Below are 20,322 nucleotides of genomic sequence, written 5' to 3'. Positions count from 1 at the left end.
TTTTCATAGTAAGGAAGAATAAGTGCACAGTATGGAGGGAAGAAAATGAAGATTGTTCCATTTAAAATGGATCGATTAAGTGGACGGCGGACCTTGCTTTTCGGTCTCTTAGCCATTCTACTGGGAATGATTGTTATCATAAATGGAGCAGGCTTTACAAAGCTAGCTCTGGACTTGCTCAGTCTCTATTTTTTTCTAGTAGGCTTGTTTAATAGTATCCTCTACTTTTTTGCTGGTAAGAAAGATATTTCACTGACATCTGAGATTTTACGAATCATCTTTGGCTTGTTTTTAGCAGGCTTGAATGAACTTGGTAACCTTTCGGTTAATGTTGTCATTATTATTTTAGGACTTTATCAGTTGGCGACAGCTGTGGTTTATGCCATTACTTATTACCTCTACCGTTGTGATCGGGCTAAAGGAGGTTTTCGTTATTTATTTGATGCGATTCTTCAAGGCCTGATTGCTATAACAACCATTTTTTCGCCAGCTACAGATGGCCGTCTACAATTTTTATTTTTAGGTATTTATTTGGTTTTGTTGGGAATTTCCAATATGAGAGATGGACTTTTCTTTGACCTTGATAAGGAAAGAAAAGATTTACGCAGACATTTTCGGGTCAACCTGCCTGTCATCATAGCGGCCTTTATTCCCTTTGAACAACTAGAACGCTTCAACCATTTTCTACGCGGGACGAAGGAGCAGGAATTATCAAGTGTTTATCGGGTCCTCAAAGGAGAGCAGCAGGCTGATTTAGAGGTTCTTGTTCATACTTCTAAGGAAAACCTGTTTGGAGCGATTGGTCATGTCGATATTTGCTATAAGGGCAAGGTGATTTCCTATGGCAGTTATGATCCTTTTTCTCAGAAATTATTTGGTACTATTGGTGACGGGGTGCTATTTAAAGTGGATAAGGATGCTTATATTGATTTGTGTAAAAAAGAGAGTAAAAAGACCTTGTTTGGCTATTCTCTGGCTTTAACTGACCAGGAGCGAGAGGCCGTTGAAAAGCGTCTGAGAGAAATTGATGACTTGCTAGAGCCATGGGAACCAAGTGATCAGGAACTCAATGGCAGTCCTACCTATGCTTATAAATTAAGGCATGAGCTAGGGGCGGAACTTTATAAATTCAAGAGTAGCCGTTTTAAAAGCTATTTTATTCTTTCGACCAATTGTTGTTTGTTGGCGGATTCGATTGTTGGTCAGGCTGGGACTGCTATTTTGAATGTAAGAGGGATCATAGCTCCTGGAACTTACCAAAATTACCTGCAGTATGAATTTGAATCTGCCAATGGTTTGGTTGTCGCTCACAATATTTATTGTTGATTTAGTTAGTAGCAGGATTGACCTGCTGCTTTTTGTTTATGCTTGTGTTTGTTTTTTGAAAATTTTTATATAATTATTTGTCAAATAGGAGAAAATCTTCTAAAATAGAAGAGACTTGGAGGAATTTATGACACGAAATCATCAAATGATTAAGACTGTACCAGTACTAAAAACGAACAATCGTCGGTTAAACTTAGAATTTTATTGTCAGACATTAGGGATGAAAAACCTGTTGGAAGAGGGCCCAGGTGTCAGTTTGGGTGATCAGACAAAGAGTGAAAGATTAGTGATTGAAGAATCGCCAGGCGCACGTTCTCGTAAGGTTGTTGGCCCTAAAAAACTGGCTCAGATTACTATAAAGGTTGAAGAGCCAGAAGAAATTGAATCCTTGCTAGGACAAGCACATCCTGTTTTACAGGTCTACCAAGGTGAGAAAGGCTATGCTTTCAAGGCTGTTTCCCCAGAGGGAGATATTTTCTTAGTGCATGCTGAGGATGATTCTCAAACACTCCGTGCTCTAGAAAAGATTCCTGTATTTGAGACACAGGCTGAGTTCACTGGCTTAACACAATTTTATATTGAAAAAGTGATTCTCAATGTTCCAAATAAATCAGTAGCTCAAACTTATTATCAACCATTTGGAGACATGCTACCAATTGAGTTTAAAGAGGAAGAAGGCCAGGATTTATTAGCTGAAAATGCAGCAACTTGGGACTTGTCTATGATTAAATTTTCTCTAGAACATTTTGACGTAAATCAATTGGCTGAGCTTCTTGGAGGACGTGATTTGTTCATTCCTAAGTCTAAGAAGTTTCTTTTAGCGACAGATGATAGTCATATTGACTTGTGGTTTGAACAAGCATGACAAAGCAAAAAATTTTTGAAAAAATTCAAGAGCAGATTCGTCAGGAAATCTATCCTGGGGCTAGCCTATCCCTATATCAAGCTGGTCAGTGGCAGGAATTCTACTTTGGGTTGGCTGATCCGCAAGAAAAAAAAGCCACTCAAGCGGGCTTGGTCTATGATCTGGCTAGCGTCAGCAAGGTGGTCGGAGTGGGGACTCTGGTAGCCTTTTTGTATAAGCAAGGCAAGCTGGAGCTGGATTTACCCTTGCAGCACTATTATCCGGCTTTTCATCGAGAAGATGTGGCTGTGCGCCAGCTTTTGACCCATACGTCAGGGCTGGATCCTTTTATTCCCAATCGTGATCAGCTGACAGCTCCCGAGTTGAAAGAAGCACTCAATCATTTGACGGTGCTTGAAGATAAGACTTTTCGCTATACAGATGTGAATTTCTTGCTCTTGGGTTTTATGCTGGAAGAAATCTATGGTCAAGCTTTGAACCAGATTTTTCAAGATCAGATTTTCCAGCCTTGGGGATTGGCTGAGACAGGCTTTGGGCCGGTTTCAGGGGCTGTACCGACCGTTCGCGGTGTCAAGGATGGTCAGGTTCATGATCCCAAGGCGCGTGTACTGGGTGTCCATGCTGGCAGTGCAGGCTTATTTTCAACTCTCAAGGATTTGGAAATATTTTTGGAGCACTATCTGCAGGATGACTTTGCGGCCAATTTAACCCGGAATTTTTCCAGAGAGACAGGCAAAAGGCGCAGTCTAGCTTGGAATTTGGAAGACGGCTGGCTGGATCACACTGGCTACACGGGAACCTTTATCATGTATAATCGCAAGGAGCAAAAGGCGGTCATTTTTTTGTCCAACCGGACCTATGAAAAAGACGAGCGGGCTCAGTGGATCTTAGATCGCAACCAGTTGATGAATCTGATAAAAACGGAACTATAAGATACTCCGACTTCTATGCTCGGAGTTTTATCATGTTCCTTGAATCCTAAAGATTTTTCCTCGTAAAAATCGCTTTTTTTTTCAAAGTATATTAAAATAATAGTTAAAGAAATAAATATAGGGAAAGATCATGACAAAAGAAATTGGTGTCGGAAAGGCACACAGTAAAATTATTTTGATGGGGGAGCATTCGGTAGTCTATGGATATCCAGCTATTTCCTTGCCACTCAACCATATCGAAGTAACCTGCCGGGTCTTTCCGTCTGAACGTCCATGGACTCTTTATGCTGAGGATACGCTGTCAATGGCTGTTTTTGCCTGTCTAGAACATCTCGGTCGGCAAGGGGCTAAGATTCGCTGTCAGGTGGAGTCCATGGTCCCTGAAAAGAGAGGAATGGGGTCTTCAGCCGCAGTTAGTATTGCAGCCATTCGGGCGGTCTTTGACTACTTTGAAGAAGAGCTGGATGACCAAACCCTGGAAATTCTAGCCAATCGGGCAGAGATGATTGCCCATATGAATCCCAGTGGCCTTGATGCCAAGACCTGCCTCAGCGATGTAGCTATTAAGTTCATTCGCAATTTCGGTTTCAGTGAAATTAAACTGGATCTGGATGCCTTTTTATTGATTGCAGATACAGGCATTCATGGTCATACACGCGAAGCTATCCGTGCTGTAGAAAGTCAGGGGCAAAAAGCTCTGCCTTTGCTGCAGGAATTGGGGAATTTAACGAAAATCCTTGAGAAAGCCATTTCTATCAAGGACCTGATGACAATGGGACAAGCTATGACCAAGGCTCATGAGAAGCTAGCCAAGCTAGGGGTTTCTTGCCAGAAAGCAGATGAGCTGGTATCGGCAGCTCTTGAAAACGGAGCTTTGGGAGCTAAAATGAGCGGCGGCGGTCTAGGCGGCTGTATCATTGCTCTTGTAGGAGAAAAAAGCCAGGCGGATGTCTTAGCCACCGTATTGAGAGAGAAGGGAGCTATTAACACATGGATCGAAAGCCTGTAAGTGTCAAATCCTATGCCAATATTGCAATTGTCAAATATTGGGGAAAGAAAGATGCAGAAAAGATGATTCCGTCTACCAGCAGTATCTCGCTGACACTGGAAAATATGTATACCGAGACTCAGCTGAGTCCTTTGCTGGCTACAGCGACTGGAGATGAGTTTTATATTGACGGCCAGCTGCAAAGCCCGGCAGAACATGCCAAAATCAGTAAGATTATTGACCGTTTTCGCTCCCCAGAAGATGGTTTTGTCCGCGTTGATACCAGCAACAATATGCCAACAGCAGCGGGTCTGTCTTCCAGCTCCAGCGGTCTGTCTGCCCTAGTCAAGGCCTGCAATGCTTATTTTCAGACGGGCTATCAGACGCAAGAGCTGGCTCAATTGGCCAAGTTTGCTTCAGGGTCGTCAGCTCGGTCTTTCTTTGGTCCGCTAGCGGCCTGGGATAAGGATAGTGGAGCCATTTATCCAGTCAAGACGGATTTGAAGCTAGCCATGATTATGCTGGTTCTTCACGATGAGAAAAAGCCCATTTCCAGCCGTGACGGTATGGAGCTCTGCGCTAAAACTTCCACCATTTTCCCAGATTGGATTGCCCAGTCTGCCTTGGACTATCAGGCTATGCTAGGTTATTTACGGGACAATGAGTTTGCTAAGGTAGGTCAGCTGACAGAAGAAAATGCTCTTCGGATGCATGCCACGACAGAAAAAGCTTATCCGCCGTTTTCTTATCTGACAGAGGAGTCTTACCAAGCTATGGATGCTGTCAGAAAGCTACGGGAGCAGGGCGAGCGTTGCTACTTTACCATGGATGCGGGGCCAAATGTCAAGGTGCTCTGCTTGGAGGAAGACCTAGCCCATTTGGCTGCCATATTTGAGAAGGACTATCGCCTTATTGTCTCCAAAACAAAGGACTTGTCAGATGAAGACTAATGCAAGAGTCCAAACCTGTGGCAAGCTTTATCTGGCGGGTGAATATGCAGTTCTGACGGCTGGTCAGCCGGCCATTATCAAGGACATCCCTATCTATATGACTGGAGAAATCCAGGCAGCGCCTGACTATCGCTTGACATCAGATATGTTTGAACACAGCGCTAGCCTAGAACCAGACCCTGATTATGCCTTGATTCAGGAGACGATAGGGGATATGAACACTTATCTGCTGGTCTTAGGCTACCAACTTCAGCCTTTTTCTCTAAAGATTAGTGGCAAGATGGAAAGGGACGGTAAGAAGTTCGGGATTGGCTCCAGTGGTAGTGTGGTTATTCTGATCCTTAAGGCCATGGCAGCACTTTATGAGCTGGACTTGGAGTCGGAGCTACTATTTAAGCTGGCTTCTTACGTTCTCCTCAAGCGCGGAGACAATGGTTCCATGGGAGATCTAGCCTGCATTGCTTATGAAGACCTGATTTACTACCGGTCTTTTAATAGAGAGCTGGTCCGCAAGCGCATGGACAAAGTTGATTTACAGCAATTACTAGCAGAGGATTGGGGTTTTGAAATTCGTAGTATTAAGCCTCGCTTAGCCATGGATTTTCTAGTTGGCTGGACCAAGCAGCCGGCGATTTCTAAGGACTTGGTCAATCAGGTCAAGTCAGCTATTTCAGGGTCCTTTTTGACAGGCAGTAGGACGCAAGTTGATACCTTGGAGAGAGCTTTACGAGCAGGAGATAAGCTCGCTATTCAGTCTAGTCTGGAAAAGGCTAGTCAGCTCTTAGAAACGCTCAGCCCAGCTATCTATACAGACAGGCTGAAAGTCTTAAAAGAAGCGGCAGAGGGACTGAACTGTGTGGCTAAGAGCAGCGGTGCCGGCGGTGGCGACTGCGGGATTGCTCTCAGCTTTGATGCTGTGTCTAGCAAGCAACTGATTCAAGCCTGGCAAGAAGCTGGCATTGAGTTATTATACAGAGAAAGGATGGGCCATGATGAGCCAGAATCGTAAGGACGATCATATCAAATACGCCTTAGAGCAGCGTCCGGGTTACAACAGTTTTGATGAAATGGAACTGGTTCACCGTTCTTTGCCCAAGTACGATTTGGCAGAGATTGACCTATCTACTCACTTTGCTGGTCGTGACTGGGACTTTCCTTTTTACATCAATGCCATGACTGGTGGTAGCCACAAAGGCGGTCAGATCAATGAAAAGTTGGCTCAAGTAGCTGAAAGTTGTGGTCTTCTTTTTGTGACTGGCTCTTACAGCGCAGCCTTGAAAAATCCTTCTGATTCTTCCTATCAGGTAGCGGTTGGTCGGCCTAATTTATTACTAGCAACTAATATCGGCTTGGACAAGCCTTATCAAGCCGCCCAGCAGGCGATAGCTGATTTGCAACCTCTCTTTTTGCAGGTTCATGTCAATCTCATGCAGGAATTGCTGATGCCAGAGGGTGAGCGGGAGTTTCGTTCTTGGCGCCAGCACTTGACGGATTATAGTCAGCGACTGGATCTTCCCTTAATTCTTAAAGAAGTTGGCTTTGGCATGGATCGCTCTACTGTCGAAGAAGCGCGCTCCTTGGGTATTCAGACTTTTGATATTTCCGGCCGTGGTGGCACTAGCTTTGCCTATATTGAAAATAAGAGGGGTGGCAATCGTGACTACCTCAATGATTGGGGGCAATCTACTCTGCAAAGTCTGCTAGCTCTTCAGCCATTGCGCGATGAGGTCGAACTTTTGGCTAGCGGAGGTGTCCGCCATCCTTTGGATATGATCAAAGCTCTGGTCTTAGGAGCTAAGGCAGTTGGCCTCTCTCGCACCATGTTAGACTTGGTAGAAAATCACTCGGTGGAAGAGGTTATTGATATTGTAGAAGGCTGGAAATCAGACTTGCGCCTCATCATGTGCGCCCTGTCCTGCCGAAGCTTGCAAGAATTAAAGAGTGTACCCTATCTACTCTATGGGCGGCTGAAAGAAGCTCAGGAACAGATTAAATAGCATAAAGTCATACAAAAAAGGCCATTAATGGCCTTTTTACTTGTTCTATTTTCGTAAGTCAGCTAGTATTTCCTGAGCAGTAGCTAGGTTGAAAGTCTTCATGGCTGTTAAGCGATTGGCTACAGCAGTAATTTCTTCACCTTGAGCTCCAGCCTGCAATGCTAAAGATTTGGCTTGCAATTTCATATGTCCGGCTTGGATGCCAGTGCTGACCAGGGCTTTGAGGGCAGCGAAGTTTTGTGCCAATCCAACCGATACGATGAGGGATGCCAATTCCTTAGCCTGAGGTTGCCCCAGCAAGTCAAAGCTGGCTGTTACTGCGGGATTGAGGCCGATGGAGCCTCCTTTAGTTGCAATGGGCATGGGCAGGGTCATCTGACCATGAAGCTGGCGTTTATCTGGGTCCGCAGTCCAAGTAGAGAGACCGCGGTAGCTTCCTTCTCGGCTGGCATAGGCATGAGCGCCAGCTTCTACAGCCCTCCAGTCATTTCCAGTAGCCAGTACCAAAGCATCAATACCATTAAAGATGCCTTTATTGTGGGTAGCTGCCCGGTAAGGATCGGCCTGGGCTAGCTTGCTAGCCAGCTGCATCTTATCCGCAAGAAGCTCTGCCTCAGCCTTATCCCGACTGAGAAAGCGATAGTCGATGACACAGCGGGCTGTTACGAGACTATCAGTTGCATAGTTTGACAGGATAGCCATCAGACTCTTACCGCCAGTCAGCTCTTCAAGAGAAAGGGTGAGGGCCTCCAGCATGGTGTTGAGCATATTAGCTCCCATGGCTTCCTGCGTATCCACAGATAGATAGAAAATGAGGAAGTCATCCTTTTGCTCCAGCCAAAGATCTCTAGCACCACCACCACGAGCAACAATCGATGGATAGGCTTGGTTGGCCTGTTCCAGCAACTCTTTCTTTTTCCTGAGAACATCTTTAATGGCTTGGTCTGCATTATCAACCTGATAGAGGGCGATTTGCCCAATCATCTGGCGTTTGTGAACCTCGGTCTCAAATCCGCCTGAACGTTTGATAATCTTAGCAGCAAAGCTAGATGCTGCTACCACAGATGGCTCTTCTGTCACAAAAGGAACTTGATAGGTCTTACCATCCACCAGAAAGTCTGACACCAGAGAGTAGGGCAGGGCCAGAGTGGCCAGTACATTTTCACTCATCTGGTTGGCTGTTTCCAGGGGCAAAGTCTGCTGACTGTCTAGCAACTGCCAATGTTCATCTTGTAAAAGTCCCTTTTCTTTCAGTATCTGTAGTCGTTCAGCAGGAGTTTTTTTGGAAAATCCAGTCCAGTTTATTTTCATGATGATTTCTCAACTTTGATATACTTACGCTGGTGCTCTGCAATTTCTGCCAGAGCAAAGCTTTGGTCTTCATAGCCAGAGAAGCTAGCATTGCCCTCCGCATCCAGCTCAGCTTCTGCAAAAAAGATATGCTCGTATTCTTCAACAGAAAGAGCCTGACGCTGGTCTAGTTCCTCCAGACGTGTCCGTGACAGCTGATTTTCATAGCCTGGAACTAAGGAAGCACTGAAAATTTCTGCTACAGCACCACTGCCATAACTAAAGAGAGCAATTTTGTCACCGGCCTTAAGATTGTCTGAGTTTTCTAAGAGGGACAAAAGGCCTAGAAAAAGCGAACCTGTGTATATATTTCCGACTTTTTGGCTATAGAGGATTGATTTTTCAAAGTTTTCCTTAAGCTGATCTTGCTGCTCTTGAGGAAGACTTTTATCCATGATTTTATTGAGACCTTTAAGAGCCAGTTTTGGATAAGGAAGATGGAAGCAGTAGGCCGCAAAATCTTTGAGAGAAAGCTTGTGACGCTTTTGGTACTCGTCCCAAGTCGTTTTCAGACAATCCAAGTATTGTTGGGTAGAGTAAAGTCCATTTACATAAGGAGTTGTCGAGTAATTTGGGCGCCAAAAATCCATAACGTCACGAGTTTGAGCGACATTATCTTCATTAAAAATTAAGATGCGAGGATCCTTGCTTATCAACATTGCAATAGCTCCCGCTCCCTGAGTTGGTTCACCAGGAGTATTAATACCATATTTGGCAATATCGCTGGCAATAACGAGGACCTTGCTATCTGGATATTTTTCGATATGGAGTTTGGCGTAGTCAAGTGCAGCAGTAGCACCATAACAGGCTTCTTTAATCTCAAAACTCCGGGCAAAGGGCTGGATCGCCAAAAGGCCATGAATAAAAACGGCCGCTGCCTTACTCTGATCAATGCTTGACTCCGTAGCTACAATGACCATGTCAATCTTCTCTTTGTCTTCACTTGTCAAAATGGGATCTGCAGCTGCAGCTCCTAAGGTGATAATATCTTCTGTCAGAGGAGCAATGCTGAGTTCTTTAAGCAGGAGTCCCTTGCTTAGTTTTTCTGGATCGGTAGCACGCGCTGCCGCTAAATCGTTTAACTTCAAGACATAATTGGAGGTTGCAAATCCAATTTTATCGATTCCTATTTTCATATTAAAACCTCATATCTTGATATGATTATCAAGAGTATTTCAACATCTATTTTACCATAATTCAAAATAAAACTGATAAAAAAGCCCCGTCGAACAAAGACAGGGAACTTAAAACATCTTAGTGAAAAACCTATTTTTACTAAGATTTAATCAGAAGCATCAAAATTGTTTAGACTTTATAGTCAACTCAATAGTGGACGTGCTTTCTTTTTTGAATATACTTAAAAAGTTTTAACGCAACTGTACCACTGGCCATCCCAATCGAAATAACGAGGGCCAAGATGACTACTAAGGTGGCATTAACCATGGCCTTACTATAATCGCCAGTTACAAAGAATGCGGTTGTTCGATAGGAGAGGTAGCCAGGGACTAAGGGGGCCAGAATTGACAGGATGAATACAACTGCAGGAGTTTTATAAATAACACTCATAATTTGGCTACAGCAAGATCCGACGATAGCAGCTACAAAGGTGGCTACGATAACATTGGTCGGGCCTTTTAAAAGTAAATAAAGAAGCCAGATAGACATCCCCAGTAGACCAGCTGGAATTAGCATTCTGCGTTGGACATTTAAGACGATAAGAAAAGTGATAATAGCCAACAAACTTGCAAGAGCTTGAAGGAAAAATGTTAGTATTGTCATAGCTTTATTTCATTAATACAAGGGCAACGGAAGTACCCGCACCAAGAGCTAGGGTAATGAGAAGAGATTCAAAAAGTTTACTCATTCCCGAATTAATGTGATTGGTCATGATGTCACGGACAGCATTAGTCAGGGCAATCCCAGGAACAAAAGGCATGACAGAGCCTGCTATAATCAAGTCTGCAGTTGAGTTAAAACCAGAGTAGCGGGCCCAGGCCTGTGCTAACAAACCAAAAACAAAGGCACCTGCAAAGGCTGTAACAAAAGGAATTCGTACATACTTCTCAGCGTACAGTGAAAAGGTAAAGCCAAAGAAGGTTGCCACAGCAGCGCCAAGTGCATCGTAAAAATTTCCTCCAAACATGATGGAAAAAAATGGGGCACTGAGCGTAGCTGCAATGGTCAATTGTTTCTTGTTGTAAGGCAGACGCTTGTTTTTGAGACGTAAGAGTTCATCGTAAGCCTCTTGCAAGGTTAATTGACCGCTGGTCAACTGACGAGAGACTTGGTTGACATCACAGACCTTCTCAATATTATAATTTGAATGCACGATACGTTTCATACGAGAGAAATTCGTATTCTCGACTGAGAAGAAAATCGCAACTGGCATAGCTAGAGCATTGCAATCAATAATCCCCTGCGAATGAGCGATCCGAATCATGGTATCTTCAACTCGGTAGATTTCGGATCCACTTTGCAATAAGAGGGTGCCGGCTAGCATGATGACATCTACAGCTAGATTAAATTCTTTTGACTCTTCCATAATCTCTTTCCAAGTGTTTCTAAACTTTCTTCTATTATAGCAAAATTCAGAAGCTTCTTCATAAAAATTCCATGTAAAATCAAAAAAGAAGACTGGAAATAAACCAATCTTCCTTTATAGTTTAATTTAATGACTTATTAGCTCAAAGCATCATCCATTGAAAGGACTTCGTGGAATACACGTTGAGTCAATTCAGTTTTTTGTTCTGGAGTGAGGTACTTAGTATTTACACAGTAACCAGAAATACGAACGATAACGTCTTCGCCAGACATAATCTTGTCGTAAACGTCCTTCAAGTCCATAACGTTCAAGTTAACGTGTTGTCCACCATTTTCAAAGTAACCATCAAGGATTGTTACCAAGTTGTCTACTTGTTCGTCATGAGTTTTACCAAGCGCACGAGGTGATACTTGAGTTGTCAATGAGATACCGTCAGCTGCGTAACTGAAGTCCAAGCTAGCAAGTGAGTTCAAGTTTTGCAACCAGCCACCTTTTGCCTTGTTAGATGGGTTAGCACCTGGTGAGAAGAACTCAAGTTTAGACAAGTTCACTGTACCATCTTCGTTGAGGTATACTCCTTTATGGACTGGTGAGTTACCAGTTTGTTTAGAGTAAGCAACGTTAGATGTGATTGTCAAGAGTGATACTGTAGCTTCAGCGTTCTTGTAAAGTTTGTGGCTACGCAAACGAGTTGTGTAAGCTTCAACCAACCATTCAGCCAATTCATTTGAACGAGGATCGTCTTCACCCCAACGTGGGTATTCACCGATTGTTTCGTAATCGTAGATGTAGCCATTTTCGTCACGGATTGGTTTAACTGTAGCGTACTTGATAGCTGACAATGTATCAACAGTGTTAGCAAATCCACAGATACCGAATCCCATGTTAGCACGTTGGTGAGTAGGCAAGAAGGCCATTTGAACAGCTTCGTAGTTATACTTATCAGTCATGTAGTGGATGATGTTCAAAGCATCTACGTAAGTGTCTGTCAACCAATCAAGTGATTTTTCAAAGTTAGCTTTAACTGATTCAAATTCAAGAACTTCGTCACGGATAGGCTCGATGTCAAATACCTTGTAGTCTTTATGAACATCGTCGTAACCGCCGTTGAGACCTGTCAGAAGGGCTTTCAGAACGTTTACACGAGCACCGAAGTATTGGATGTTGTGGCGTTGTTCTTCATTTTCAGGGTCAAGCGGAGACACACAGCAAGAGATACAGCTCATTTCACCATAGCCATCTTTAGCCATTGTTGTTACACCTTCGTATTGGATAGAAGAGTGCTTGTGGCTCATGTGCATACAGTAGCGACGGAATGAGTATGGCAATTTGTCAGTCCAGAGAACGGTCAAGTTTGGTTCAGGTGAGTTACCGATGTTGTCAAGTGTATTCAAGAAACGGTAGTCCATCTTAGTAACACGGTGACGACCATCGTTACCCATACCTGCCATAGAAGTAGTGATGAAGGTTGGGTCACCAGAATAGAGTTGGTCGTAAGCTTTTGTACGAGCAAATTTAACAGTACGAAGTTTTAAAACGAAGTCATCGATAAATTCTTGGATTTCGCTTTCAGTGTAAGTGCCACGAGCAAGGTCGCGTTCTGCAAAAACGTCAAGAACGATTGGCACACGTCCAAGAGAAGTTGCAGCACCGTTGATGACGCGACAGACTGCCATGAAGGCAATGTTTGTCCATTGGATAGCTTCTTTAGTATCGAAGGCTGGGCGACGCACATCAACTCCGTAAAGGTCACCTAATTTAACAACTTCACCAAGTGCTTGGTATTGCAAGTTGATTTCTTCGCGAAGACGAATTGTTTCTTCGTCGATTTCTGTCAAAGCATTCCAGTCGTTTACTTTTTCAGCCATCAAGTAGTCAGCTCCATAAAGAGCAAGACGAGCATAAACTCCGATGATACGTCCACGAGAGTATGCATCTGGAAGACCAGTAACTGTGTGAGCGTGGCGAGCGCGACGAATGTTTGAAGTGTAAGCACGGAAGATACCATCGTTAACTGTTGTCACGTACTTAGTAAAGATTTCGTGAACAGCTGGATCTGGCTCATAACCATTTTCCTTCAAAGTTGTTTCAGCCATACGGATACCACCTTTTGGCATGAAGTTCAATTTGAAGAGTTCGTCGTTTTGGATACCATAGATTAGCTCGTTATCTTTGTCGATGTAACCAGCTGGGATACCTGCAATAGAAGCTGGACGAGTGTCCATTGGGAAACGAGTTGCTTCATAGTGAGCCTTCGTTTCTTCAATAATCTTTTTAATATGAAGAGAACGTTCAGTTGGACCTGCTAAGAAGCTTTCATCACCATCGTAAGGAGTGTAGTTAGCCTGAACAAAGCGTGAAATACTTGCTTTTTCTTTCCAATCTTCACCTTTGAAGCCTTCCCAAGCCTTGTCAAAAATATCTTGTGCTTCGACAACAGTTTTAACAACCATGTTAAATTCCTCTTTTTCTTTCTAGTAACAAGTATCTGTTACATTTGTATAGTTAAAGTATAACACAGAGTAATCGTTTACACAAAGTGTTTTCGGGATTTGTAAGCCTTTTCTTTTATAATACAGTTGTCTAAAATCTCAAAAAGTGTACTATATAGATGGATGGGAAAATTTCTCAGCAAATAGTTGGGCAAAAATGAGAAAAAGGTTATACTAGAATTGGAAAACAAGAATAAGAGGCGACTAGAATGTTGATTTTTCCTTTAATTAACGACACATCAAGAAAAATCATTCATATTGACATGGATGCCTTTTTTGCTGCTGTCGAAGTCAGGGATAATCCTAAGCTAAAGGGACATCCGGTCATCATCGGTAGCGATCCTCGTTTGACAGGTGGTCGTGGCGTCGTCTCTACTTGTAACTATGAAGCACGAAAGTTTGGCGTCCATTCTGCTATGAGCTCCAAGGAAGCATACGAACGATGTCCACAAGGGATTTTTATTTCGGGAAATTACGAAAAATATCAGACGGTCGGTTTGCAGATCCGAGAGATTTTCAAACGCTATACGGACTTGATTGAGCCGATGAGTATTGATGAAGCTTATCTGGATGTAACGGAAAACAAGCTAGGGATTAAATCTGCAGTCAAAATAGCCAAGCTGATTCAGCATGATATCTGGAATGAACTGCAACTGACGGCTTCGGCAGGTGTTTCTTATAATAAGTTTCTGGCCAAAATTGCCAGTGACTATAAGAAGCCTCATGGTTTGACTGTTATTTTACCTGAGGAAGCAAAGGCCTTTCTAGCGCCTATGGATATTGCCAAGTTTCATGGGGTTGGTAAGAAGAGCGTTGAGAAATTACATGAAATGGGAGTTTATACTGGTGCAGATTTGCTCAAGATACCGGAAATGACCCTGATTGATAGGTTTGGTCGCTTTGGTTTTGATCTCTACCGGAAAGCGCGTGGCATCAGCAATAGTCCAGTCAAATCCAATCGTATTCGTAAGTCAATCGGGAAGGAGCGGACCTATACTAAACTGCTCTATAGTGAGGAGGACATCAAGAAAGAGCTGACCCTGTTGGCACAGAAGGTGGAAAATAGCCTGACTAAGCATGATAAGAAAGGACGAACCATCGTTCTGAAAATCCGCTATGCCGATTTCTCAACCTTGACTAAAAGAAAAAGTTTGGCTCTAGCCACTCAAGACAAGGAGCAAATCGAGCGAACTGCGCATGAGATATACGATAGCTTGGAAGAACAACCACGAGGTATCCGTCTGCTAGGGCTGACAGTGACAGGGTTTGAATAAAGATAAAGGCTTGGTTCGTTACCGGGCTTTTTTAGAAATTGTTTTTAGTATGAGAGAGTTGCTTGTGATGAGTTTCTAAGTTGTCTGATGATTTTCATTGACTAAAAATAATCTTTTTCGAAAAAATACTGGACAAAGTTTTCTGTGTCTGTTATACTGAGTTTATAAAATAAAAAACCGTATGGTCGGTTTTTAAAAAGAAAGGAGCAGAAATGAACAAATCTGTAGTAGAAAAAACAAGCGAGCACATCCTCAAGTTTAATCAGGACCTGGCTCGGCAGCTGGAAGGTCAGAAAGAGTTTTTGCAGCAGCAGGCAGAAAAACGTAAGGTGCAGCTGGAAAAGATGACTCAGGGTGAGAATGGCATACGCTATTCTAAGTGGGGAGTCAAAGCTAGCTATGCTGTCCTTGCTGGTGGCTTGCTGACTTCTGTCTTTAGCCCATGGCGAGGACTGGGTATTATGGCAGTAGGGGGTGTATCGCTTCTGTCTAACTTTTATCATATCAAACGCTTGGAAGAAAAAAAGAAGAAGGAAAATTAGTTTGAGTGATCTCATTTATATGTCAGTAGTAGGATGATATCATTGTTTTTTCTTAATTTTTTGATAAAATAAATTAAAACAAAGAAAGAGGAAAGGCTAGTAATGGTAGCGAGGACAGACAAATCTCAAGCGATGATTGAAAAAATTTTAGAAACGTCTTCTCAGCTTTTCGTTCAAAAAGGCTATGAAAAAACAAGTATGCAAGATATAGCTCGAACGGCTGGAATTTCAAAAGGGGCAATTTATCATCATTTTCAATCAAAGGGTGAAATTGTTTTCGCTGTCTTGAAACATCGCTATCAGCATATGGAAGAGGATTTGACGAACTGGCTGAAGGTTACGAACCATTTGACTGGGAAAGAGCAACTCAGGGCTATTTTTCAGTTCAGCTTAGAAAGTCAAAGAGAATATCGTGATCTGCTTAATGGGGAGTCTTTTGATGCTGAATTCATGCTGACGATTATGCGTTATAATCTTCGTATTGGTACTCCTCTTATTGCGGAAATTATTAAGAAAGGAATGAATGATGGATCAATCCAGCATATTCAGTTTCCTGATGAGGCGGCTGAGGCAATTTTGCTTTTGACAAATTTCTGGTTAGAAGGCAGTATGTTTGAGAATTCAACTGAAAGAGTTGCCGATCGGATTTATTTCCTACAATTTATGCTTGAATCGATAGGTTTGGATATTTTTGATGAAGCACTTATTCAACAAATTTTAAATTCCGAATACTAAGCATAAAAAAATGAGGTTGGGTCAATGTAGTGATCCTAAAAAGATAAACAAATAATTAGTAAAAGGATTCAGTTCTGTATTGGACAGTGCTGAGTTCTTTTGTTTTTATTTACTTCAAATCAAGGGATTAAAAACTCTTTTTACTCTTCTTGCTGCTACCATTGTCATAAAAATATATAGGACGCATAAGATAAATCATATAAAAAACACCCCACAAGTTAGTTTGTTGATCTAACTTGTGGGGTGCAGGTCACGAATGTCTTTTTATAATTGAATATTTGGGAATTTTTCACTTATATAATGATCCACCTGAGTTAAGGCTAGCTCTGTCTTAGAAGCGCTAGCTCGTTTCATAGGCAGTTTATCTTCCTTGCCATTGGTGTGTACAATACAAAGTTGATTTTTTCTAATGATTGGAATAAATAAAAAGCTGGTTGTGAACTTGGAATGATAGATTTTCTTTGCATCCTCTAAATTGCTGATTTTAAATGTTGAGTGATAGCTTACTAGATGATTCTTATACAAAAAGATCCGGATATCTGCTTCATTTTGGCCACCCAAGATTTGGATTTGTTCCAGTGAGCCATGGAGTTCAGGGTAAAGATTGTAAAACTCTTTTAATTCTTTTTGGCTGGATAGATAGCCCTTCACCCCTGTCAGAAAGAAGGGCATCCCAAGGAAGAAGAATAGAAAGAAGACTATTTGACCTCTATACCGTATTGAATCAGTATCTTCTAAGGTAATGTAGTAATCAAGTTGTGCAGATTTTTCATCATCAGAAAGTTTGGAAGCCATCATTTCCGAGTAATTCTTGATCTTGGAAGAATTGTTGGCGTTTGCTATCAGCCATTTGGGATTCTCTTTTAAGTCTTGAGTATTCCTGAGCTCATCGATTAAATCATAAAAATCTGAATCATCAGCATGGAGTCCAATCTTGCTTTCCTTGCCACTTTCATCCTTATAGGTTACGGTGTAAAAGAAGGTTGAGTAATCTTTTCCTTTTAATTCTGCTTCAGGTCCAGAAACGTCCGTAATTTGTATGGCATAGTCTCCTGTATTAGTGACTTTTGAGGATAGGATTTCTCCTTTATCTCTTAACGATTTTGTAGTGACATTCCTATAAGATAGAAGGGATATCAGTCCAAGGATAAGGAAGACAGAACCAAAGAATAGTCTAGTAAGCAGTCTGGGATATGGGTTGTATTTCATTATAACTCCTTTAAAAGTAAGATTTCCTAACTATAAATAGTAACTAGCGCTGCAAACTATTATTTAAAAATATCTTTAATATCCTCTTCTCTAATTCCAATCATGGGATCAATACTGAGGTAGTTATCAAGAGTAAGGATAAAACCATCTTCAGGAATTTGATCGACTGTGTCAGAATTAGTGGTGACAACTTCAGCAGGCTCTTCTCTTTCTAAAAGATCAGAAAAACGAGGAATAAGATAAGTTTTGCGGGCGGTGCCGGTGTTTTTTGCAGCATAGTCAAAGGCTGCTTTTTCCCCAAGTAGGATCAGCTTGCTCTTGGCCCGGGTAATGGCTGTGTAGACCAGATTGCGCTGGAGCATGCGGTGGCTACTCTTGGTGATTGGCAGAATCACGACAGGAAATTCACTACCTTGTGATTTATGAATACTCATGGCATAAGCCAAGCGAATCTTGTACCACTCGCTACGTTGATAGACGATTTCATTTCCATCGAAGTTGATGGTTAGTTCATCTTGTTTAGAGTCGGTGTATTTTGCTGGCAACAAGTCCGTGATATAGCCCAGATCGCCGTTAAACACATTGCTTTCGGCATCATTGACCAGGTGGATGATCTTGTCTCCTTGCCGGTACTGGCAGTCTGGTGCTTCAAAGACCAGTTGGTCTTTTTCTGCTGGATTTATCAGATCCTGCATAAGTTGGTTGATTTGGTCGATTCCCGCGGGTCCTCGATACATAGGAGCCAAGATTTGAACGTCCTGAGCGGGGATGCCACTGCGGATAGCAGCGGCTACGATTTTTTTAATCATATCGGGGATATATTCACTAGTTGCTTCAAAATAGGAACGATCCGCCTTTTTTTCAGTAAAATCAGCCGGCAGAAACCCTTGTTGGATTTGACTGGCCAGGGTAACGATTGTTGAATCTTCTCCCTGCCGGTAGATTTTTGTCAGCTTGGTTTGAGGCAAGATAGGTATTTTTAAAAGATCGGCCAGAACCTGACCGGGACTGACAGACGGAAGCTGGTCAGCATCCCCCACAATGAGGATCTTACTGTTGGAAGAAATATTGCTGAGCAGTTGATTGGCCAGCCAAGTATCGACCATAGAGAACTCGTCTACAATGATGAAATCAGCATCCAAATAGTCATCTAAATGACTGGTATCATCATCTCCAGTCATCCCCAGATGCCGATGAATAGTAGCACTGGGGAGCCCAGTCAATTCATTCATTCGTCTGGCAGCTCGTCCAGTCGGAGCAGCAAGCAGAATAGGTAATTCCTGTTTTTTAGCTAAATCTAGCTTATGAAGAGTAGCATAAGTAGCAATGATGCCGTTGATAACAGTTGTTTTACCAGTTCCTGGCCCACCCGTCAGAATAAACACCTTATGATTAATGGCATCGCAGATAGCCTTCTTTTGAATATGGTCATAGCAGATTCCTAAATCTTGCTCGACTTGTTCGATGATACTGTCGAGTTTTGGGGCGTCAAAGGTTTCTTGTTTGCCTTTTTCTAGAATCCGAATCAGATTGCTACGGATACCTTCCTCGGCGAAATAAAGACTGTTTTCAAAGATTTTTGTTTCGACGTTTTGAATCTTATCTTCTTCAATGAGGTGGGCCAATTCATCCGCTACCAAGGCAGGGTCAAGTTCAACCTGACGGGCATTCTCCAGCAAATCAATGGTGTGGGATAGTAAGTCACGTGCTTCTATATAAGTATCACCTGTCTCCATAGACTGGCTGAAAAGGGTATGAACAAGACCAGCTCGGAAACGCTCTGGAGCATCGCTTTCAATACCTAGTTGCTGGGCCAACTGATCAGCAATTTTGAAACCAATACCTTGAATGTCCTCAACTAGTTGATAAGGATATTTTTGGACAATTTCCAGCGTTTCTTCTTTGTAGGTATCTTGAATCTGCAAGGCAAGTTTATTGGGGATGCCATATTCAGCGAGTTTAGAGAGCAACATCTCTGTGCCGTAATTTTGTCTAAGTTTGCTGACGAAGGCTTCCCGATTGACTGCAGAAAGGCCGTTAATACTTACGAGCCGGCTAGGATCAGCTAAGATCTGGTCAATCGTATTATCACCATAGAGGTCTACTATCTTTTGGGCGGTCTTAACACCGATCCCTTTAAAATGATCGCTAGCAAAATACTTGACCAGGCCCTTACTAGTTGGCTTTGCTCTTTCGTAGCGAGTTACTTTTAGCTGTTCCCCGTATTTGGGATGCTGGACAAGAGTTCCCCAAAAAGTGTAGTCTTGTCCTTCCATGATATCGGCCATGGTTCCGGTCACGATAATCTCAAAATCATCAAATTCTGCATCTGTGTCCTCGATATCCAGTAACAAAATTCGAAAGAAATTGTTGGGATTTTCAAATATAATGCGTTCGACGGTTCCTGAAAAATAGAATTCCATATCTCTCATCCTAGAAAAAAAGGCAGACAAGCCAATGAAACCTGCTGTCCTGCCCTTTTTATTTCTTGATTCTTATTTGCTTAACAAATGGTACTTAGAAGATACCAATCTTATTGAGTGGCCAGAAGCGTAATTTCGCTTCTCCTTCAATCTGGCTGGCCTTGAAATTTCCAACTTCTCGGCTATCTCTTGAAACGAGTCGGTCGTCTCCTAGAAGGAAATAGTGTCCCTTAGGAACTTCGACAGTGAATGTTGAGTTACCTAGAGAGTCCTGAGTGAAAGAGTTGGCTTGTTCAGCGATTTGCTGGAACATCTTCCGGTAAGAATAAGTCGACTGCAATTTGTCCTTTTTAAATTTAGAAATATATTCTTTTAAGTATGGCTCATCAGTTTTCTTACCATTGATATAGAGTTGGTCGTTTTCATATTTGATGGTATCACCAGGCATACCAATCACTCGTTTGACAATCCGTTTCTCGTTCCCATTTTCATCTGTTTCTTTAGCAACAACGATATCAAAACGGTCGATGGGTAGATAGCGGACTTCGAGTAGATACTCTCCATCTGCAAGGGTCGGGTCCATTGAGTGGCCACTTACCAAAAATGGGGACCAGAGGAAGAGGCGGGTGAGGAGCAAAGTAGCCATGAAGAGGATGAAAAATCCCCATTCTTTCATAAATTTTCTAAAACCAGACAT

At 42.5% G+C, this 20,322-nt stretch carries 18 protein-coding genes; 10 read left to right on the top strand and 8 right to left on the bottom strand.

From position 1 onward, the window contains the following. Positions 1-45: 45 nt before the first annotated feature. From PCY06_RS05600 to fni, 7 genes are all read left to right on the top strand, one after another. A complete protein-coding gene (locus PCY06_RS05600) occupies positions 46-1,326 on the top strand; it encodes a DUF308 domain-containing protein (protein ID WP_301389580.1) in 1,281 nt (426 codons plus the stop codon). Positions 1,327-1,453: 127 nt separating this feature from the next. Next, positions 1,454-2,191 carry a CppA N-terminal domain-containing protein gene (locus PCY06_RS05595; protein WP_061603489.1) on the top strand — a complete coding sequence of 246 codons (738 nt, stop codon included), beginning with the start codon at positions 1,454-1,456 and terminating at the stop codon, positions 2,189-2,191. Beyond that, positions 2,188-3,123, top strand: coding sequence for a serine hydrolase domain-containing protein (locus PCY06_RS05590; protein WP_293908383.1), 936 nt, complete (start codon positions 2,188-2,190; stop codon positions 3,121-3,123). Before PCY06_RS05595 ends, PCY06_RS05590 begins: the two co-directional genes overlap by 4 nt. A 130-nt stretch (positions 3,124-3,253) precedes the next feature. Beyond that, positions 3,254-4,132 (top strand): mevalonate kinase, encoded by an 879-nt coding sequence (gene mvk / locus PCY06_RS05585; RefSeq protein ID WP_082307252.1) that lies wholly within the window; start codon positions 3,254-3,256, stop codon positions 4,130-4,132. Then, positions 4,114-5,061 carry a diphosphomevalonate decarboxylase gene (gene mvaD, locus PCY06_RS05580; protein ID WP_082307251.1) on the top strand — a complete coding sequence of 316 codons (948 nt, stop codon included), beginning with the start codon at positions 4,114-4,116 and terminating at the stop codon, positions 5,059-5,061. Before mvk ends, mvaD begins: the two co-directional genes overlap by 19 nt. Continuing rightward, entirely contained in the window at positions 5,051-6,070 is a 1,020-nt protein-coding gene (locus tag PCY06_RS05575; RefSeq protein ID WP_082307250.1) for a phosphomevalonate kinase, read from the top strand. Before mvaD ends, PCY06_RS05575 begins: the two co-directional genes overlap by 11 nt. Continuing rightward, entirely contained in the window at positions 6,051-7,058 is a 1,008-nt protein-coding gene (gene fni / locus PCY06_RS05570) for a type 2 isopentenyl-diphosphate Delta-isomerase (RefSeq protein WP_105165088.1), read from the top strand. Before PCY06_RS05575 ends, fni begins: the two co-directional genes overlap by 20 nt. 45 nt (positions 7,059-7,103) lie before the next feature. Here fni and PCY06_RS05565 read toward each other — a convergent pair whose 3' ends face one another. The 5 genes from PCY06_RS05565 to pflB form a co-directional block, all read right to left on the bottom strand. Further along, positions 7,104-8,369: a hydroxymethylglutaryl-CoA reductase, degradative gene (locus tag PCY06_RS05565; RefSeq protein WP_082307249.1), complete on the bottom strand. Its 1,266-nt coding sequence runs from the start codon at positions 8,367-8,369 to the stop codon at positions 7,104-7,106. Then, a complete protein-coding gene (locus tag PCY06_RS05560; RefSeq protein ID WP_061584670.1) occupies positions 8,366-9,544 on the bottom strand; it encodes a hydroxymethylglutaryl-CoA synthase in 1,179 nt (392 codons plus the stop codon). Before PCY06_RS05560 ends, PCY06_RS05565 begins: the two co-directional genes overlap by 4 nt. 187 nt (positions 9,545-9,731) lie before the next feature. Continuing rightward, positions 9,732-10,187 carry a threonine/serine exporter family protein gene (locus PCY06_RS05555; RefSeq protein WP_045505394.1) on the bottom strand — a complete coding sequence of 152 codons (456 nt, stop codon included), beginning with the start codon at positions 10,185-10,187 and terminating at the stop codon, positions 9,732-9,734. A gap of 4 nt (positions 10,188-10,191) precedes the next feature. After that, positions 10,192-10,950 carry a threonine/serine exporter family protein gene (locus tag PCY06_RS05550; protein WP_045505396.1) on the bottom strand — a complete coding sequence of 253 codons (759 nt, stop codon included), beginning with the start codon at positions 10,948-10,950 and terminating at the stop codon, positions 10,192-10,194. Between the two features lie 137 nt (positions 10,951-11,087). After that, positions 11,088-13,403, bottom strand: a complete 2,316-nt coding sequence (gene pflB / locus PCY06_RS05545; RefSeq protein WP_301389579.1) for a formate C-acetyltransferase — start codon at positions 13,401-13,403, stop codon at positions 11,088-11,090. Between the two features lie 248 nt (positions 13,404-13,651). Between pflB and dinB the strand changes: the two genes are divergently transcribed. The 3 genes from dinB to PCY06_RS05530 all read left to right on the top strand — a co-directional run bounded on the left by dinB (position 13,652) and on the right by PCY06_RS05530 (position 15,993). Then, a complete protein-coding gene (dinB, locus tag PCY06_RS05540) occupies positions 13,652-14,716 on the top strand; it encodes a DNA polymerase IV (RefSeq protein WP_125392545.1) in 1,065 nt (354 codons plus the stop codon). A gap of 212 nt (positions 14,717-14,928) precedes the next feature. Beyond that, positions 14,929-15,258, top strand: coding sequence for a hypothetical protein (locus PCY06_RS05535; protein WP_125392544.1), 330 nt, complete (start codon positions 14,929-14,931; stop codon positions 15,256-15,258). Between the two features lie 102 nt (positions 15,259-15,360). Next, entirely contained in the window at positions 15,361-15,993 is a 633-nt protein-coding gene (locus PCY06_RS05530; protein ID WP_125392543.1) for a TetR/AcrR family transcriptional regulator, read from the top strand. A gap of 264 nt (positions 15,994-16,257) precedes the next feature. Here the strand turns inward: PCY06_RS05530 and PCY06_RS05525 are convergent, their stop codons facing one another. The 3 genes from PCY06_RS05525 to lepB form a co-directional block, all read right to left on the bottom strand. Next, positions 16,258-17,202: a hypothetical protein gene (locus PCY06_RS05525; protein WP_125392542.1), complete on the bottom strand. Its 945-nt coding sequence runs from the start codon at positions 17,200-17,202 to the stop codon at positions 16,258-16,260. Between the two features lie 59 nt (positions 17,203-17,261). Beyond that, complete coding sequence (locus PCY06_RS05520) at positions 17,262-19,625, bottom strand: ATP-dependent RecD-like DNA helicase (protein ID WP_125392541.1); 2,364 nt, start codon at positions 19,623-19,625, stop codon at positions 17,262-17,264. A gap of 94 nt (positions 19,626-19,719) precedes the next feature. Then, positions 19,720-20,322, bottom strand: a complete 603-nt coding sequence (lepB, locus tag PCY06_RS05515) for a signal peptidase I (RefSeq protein WP_048776365.1) — start codon at positions 20,320-20,322, stop codon at positions 19,720-19,722.

This window comes from Streptococcus sp. SG1, assembly GCF_030439935.1.
GTDB lineage: Bacteria > Bacillota > Bacilli > Lactobacillales > Streptococcaceae > Streptococcus > Streptococcus gordonii.
This window is presented reverse-complemented; position numbering and strand designations above follow the sequence as displayed.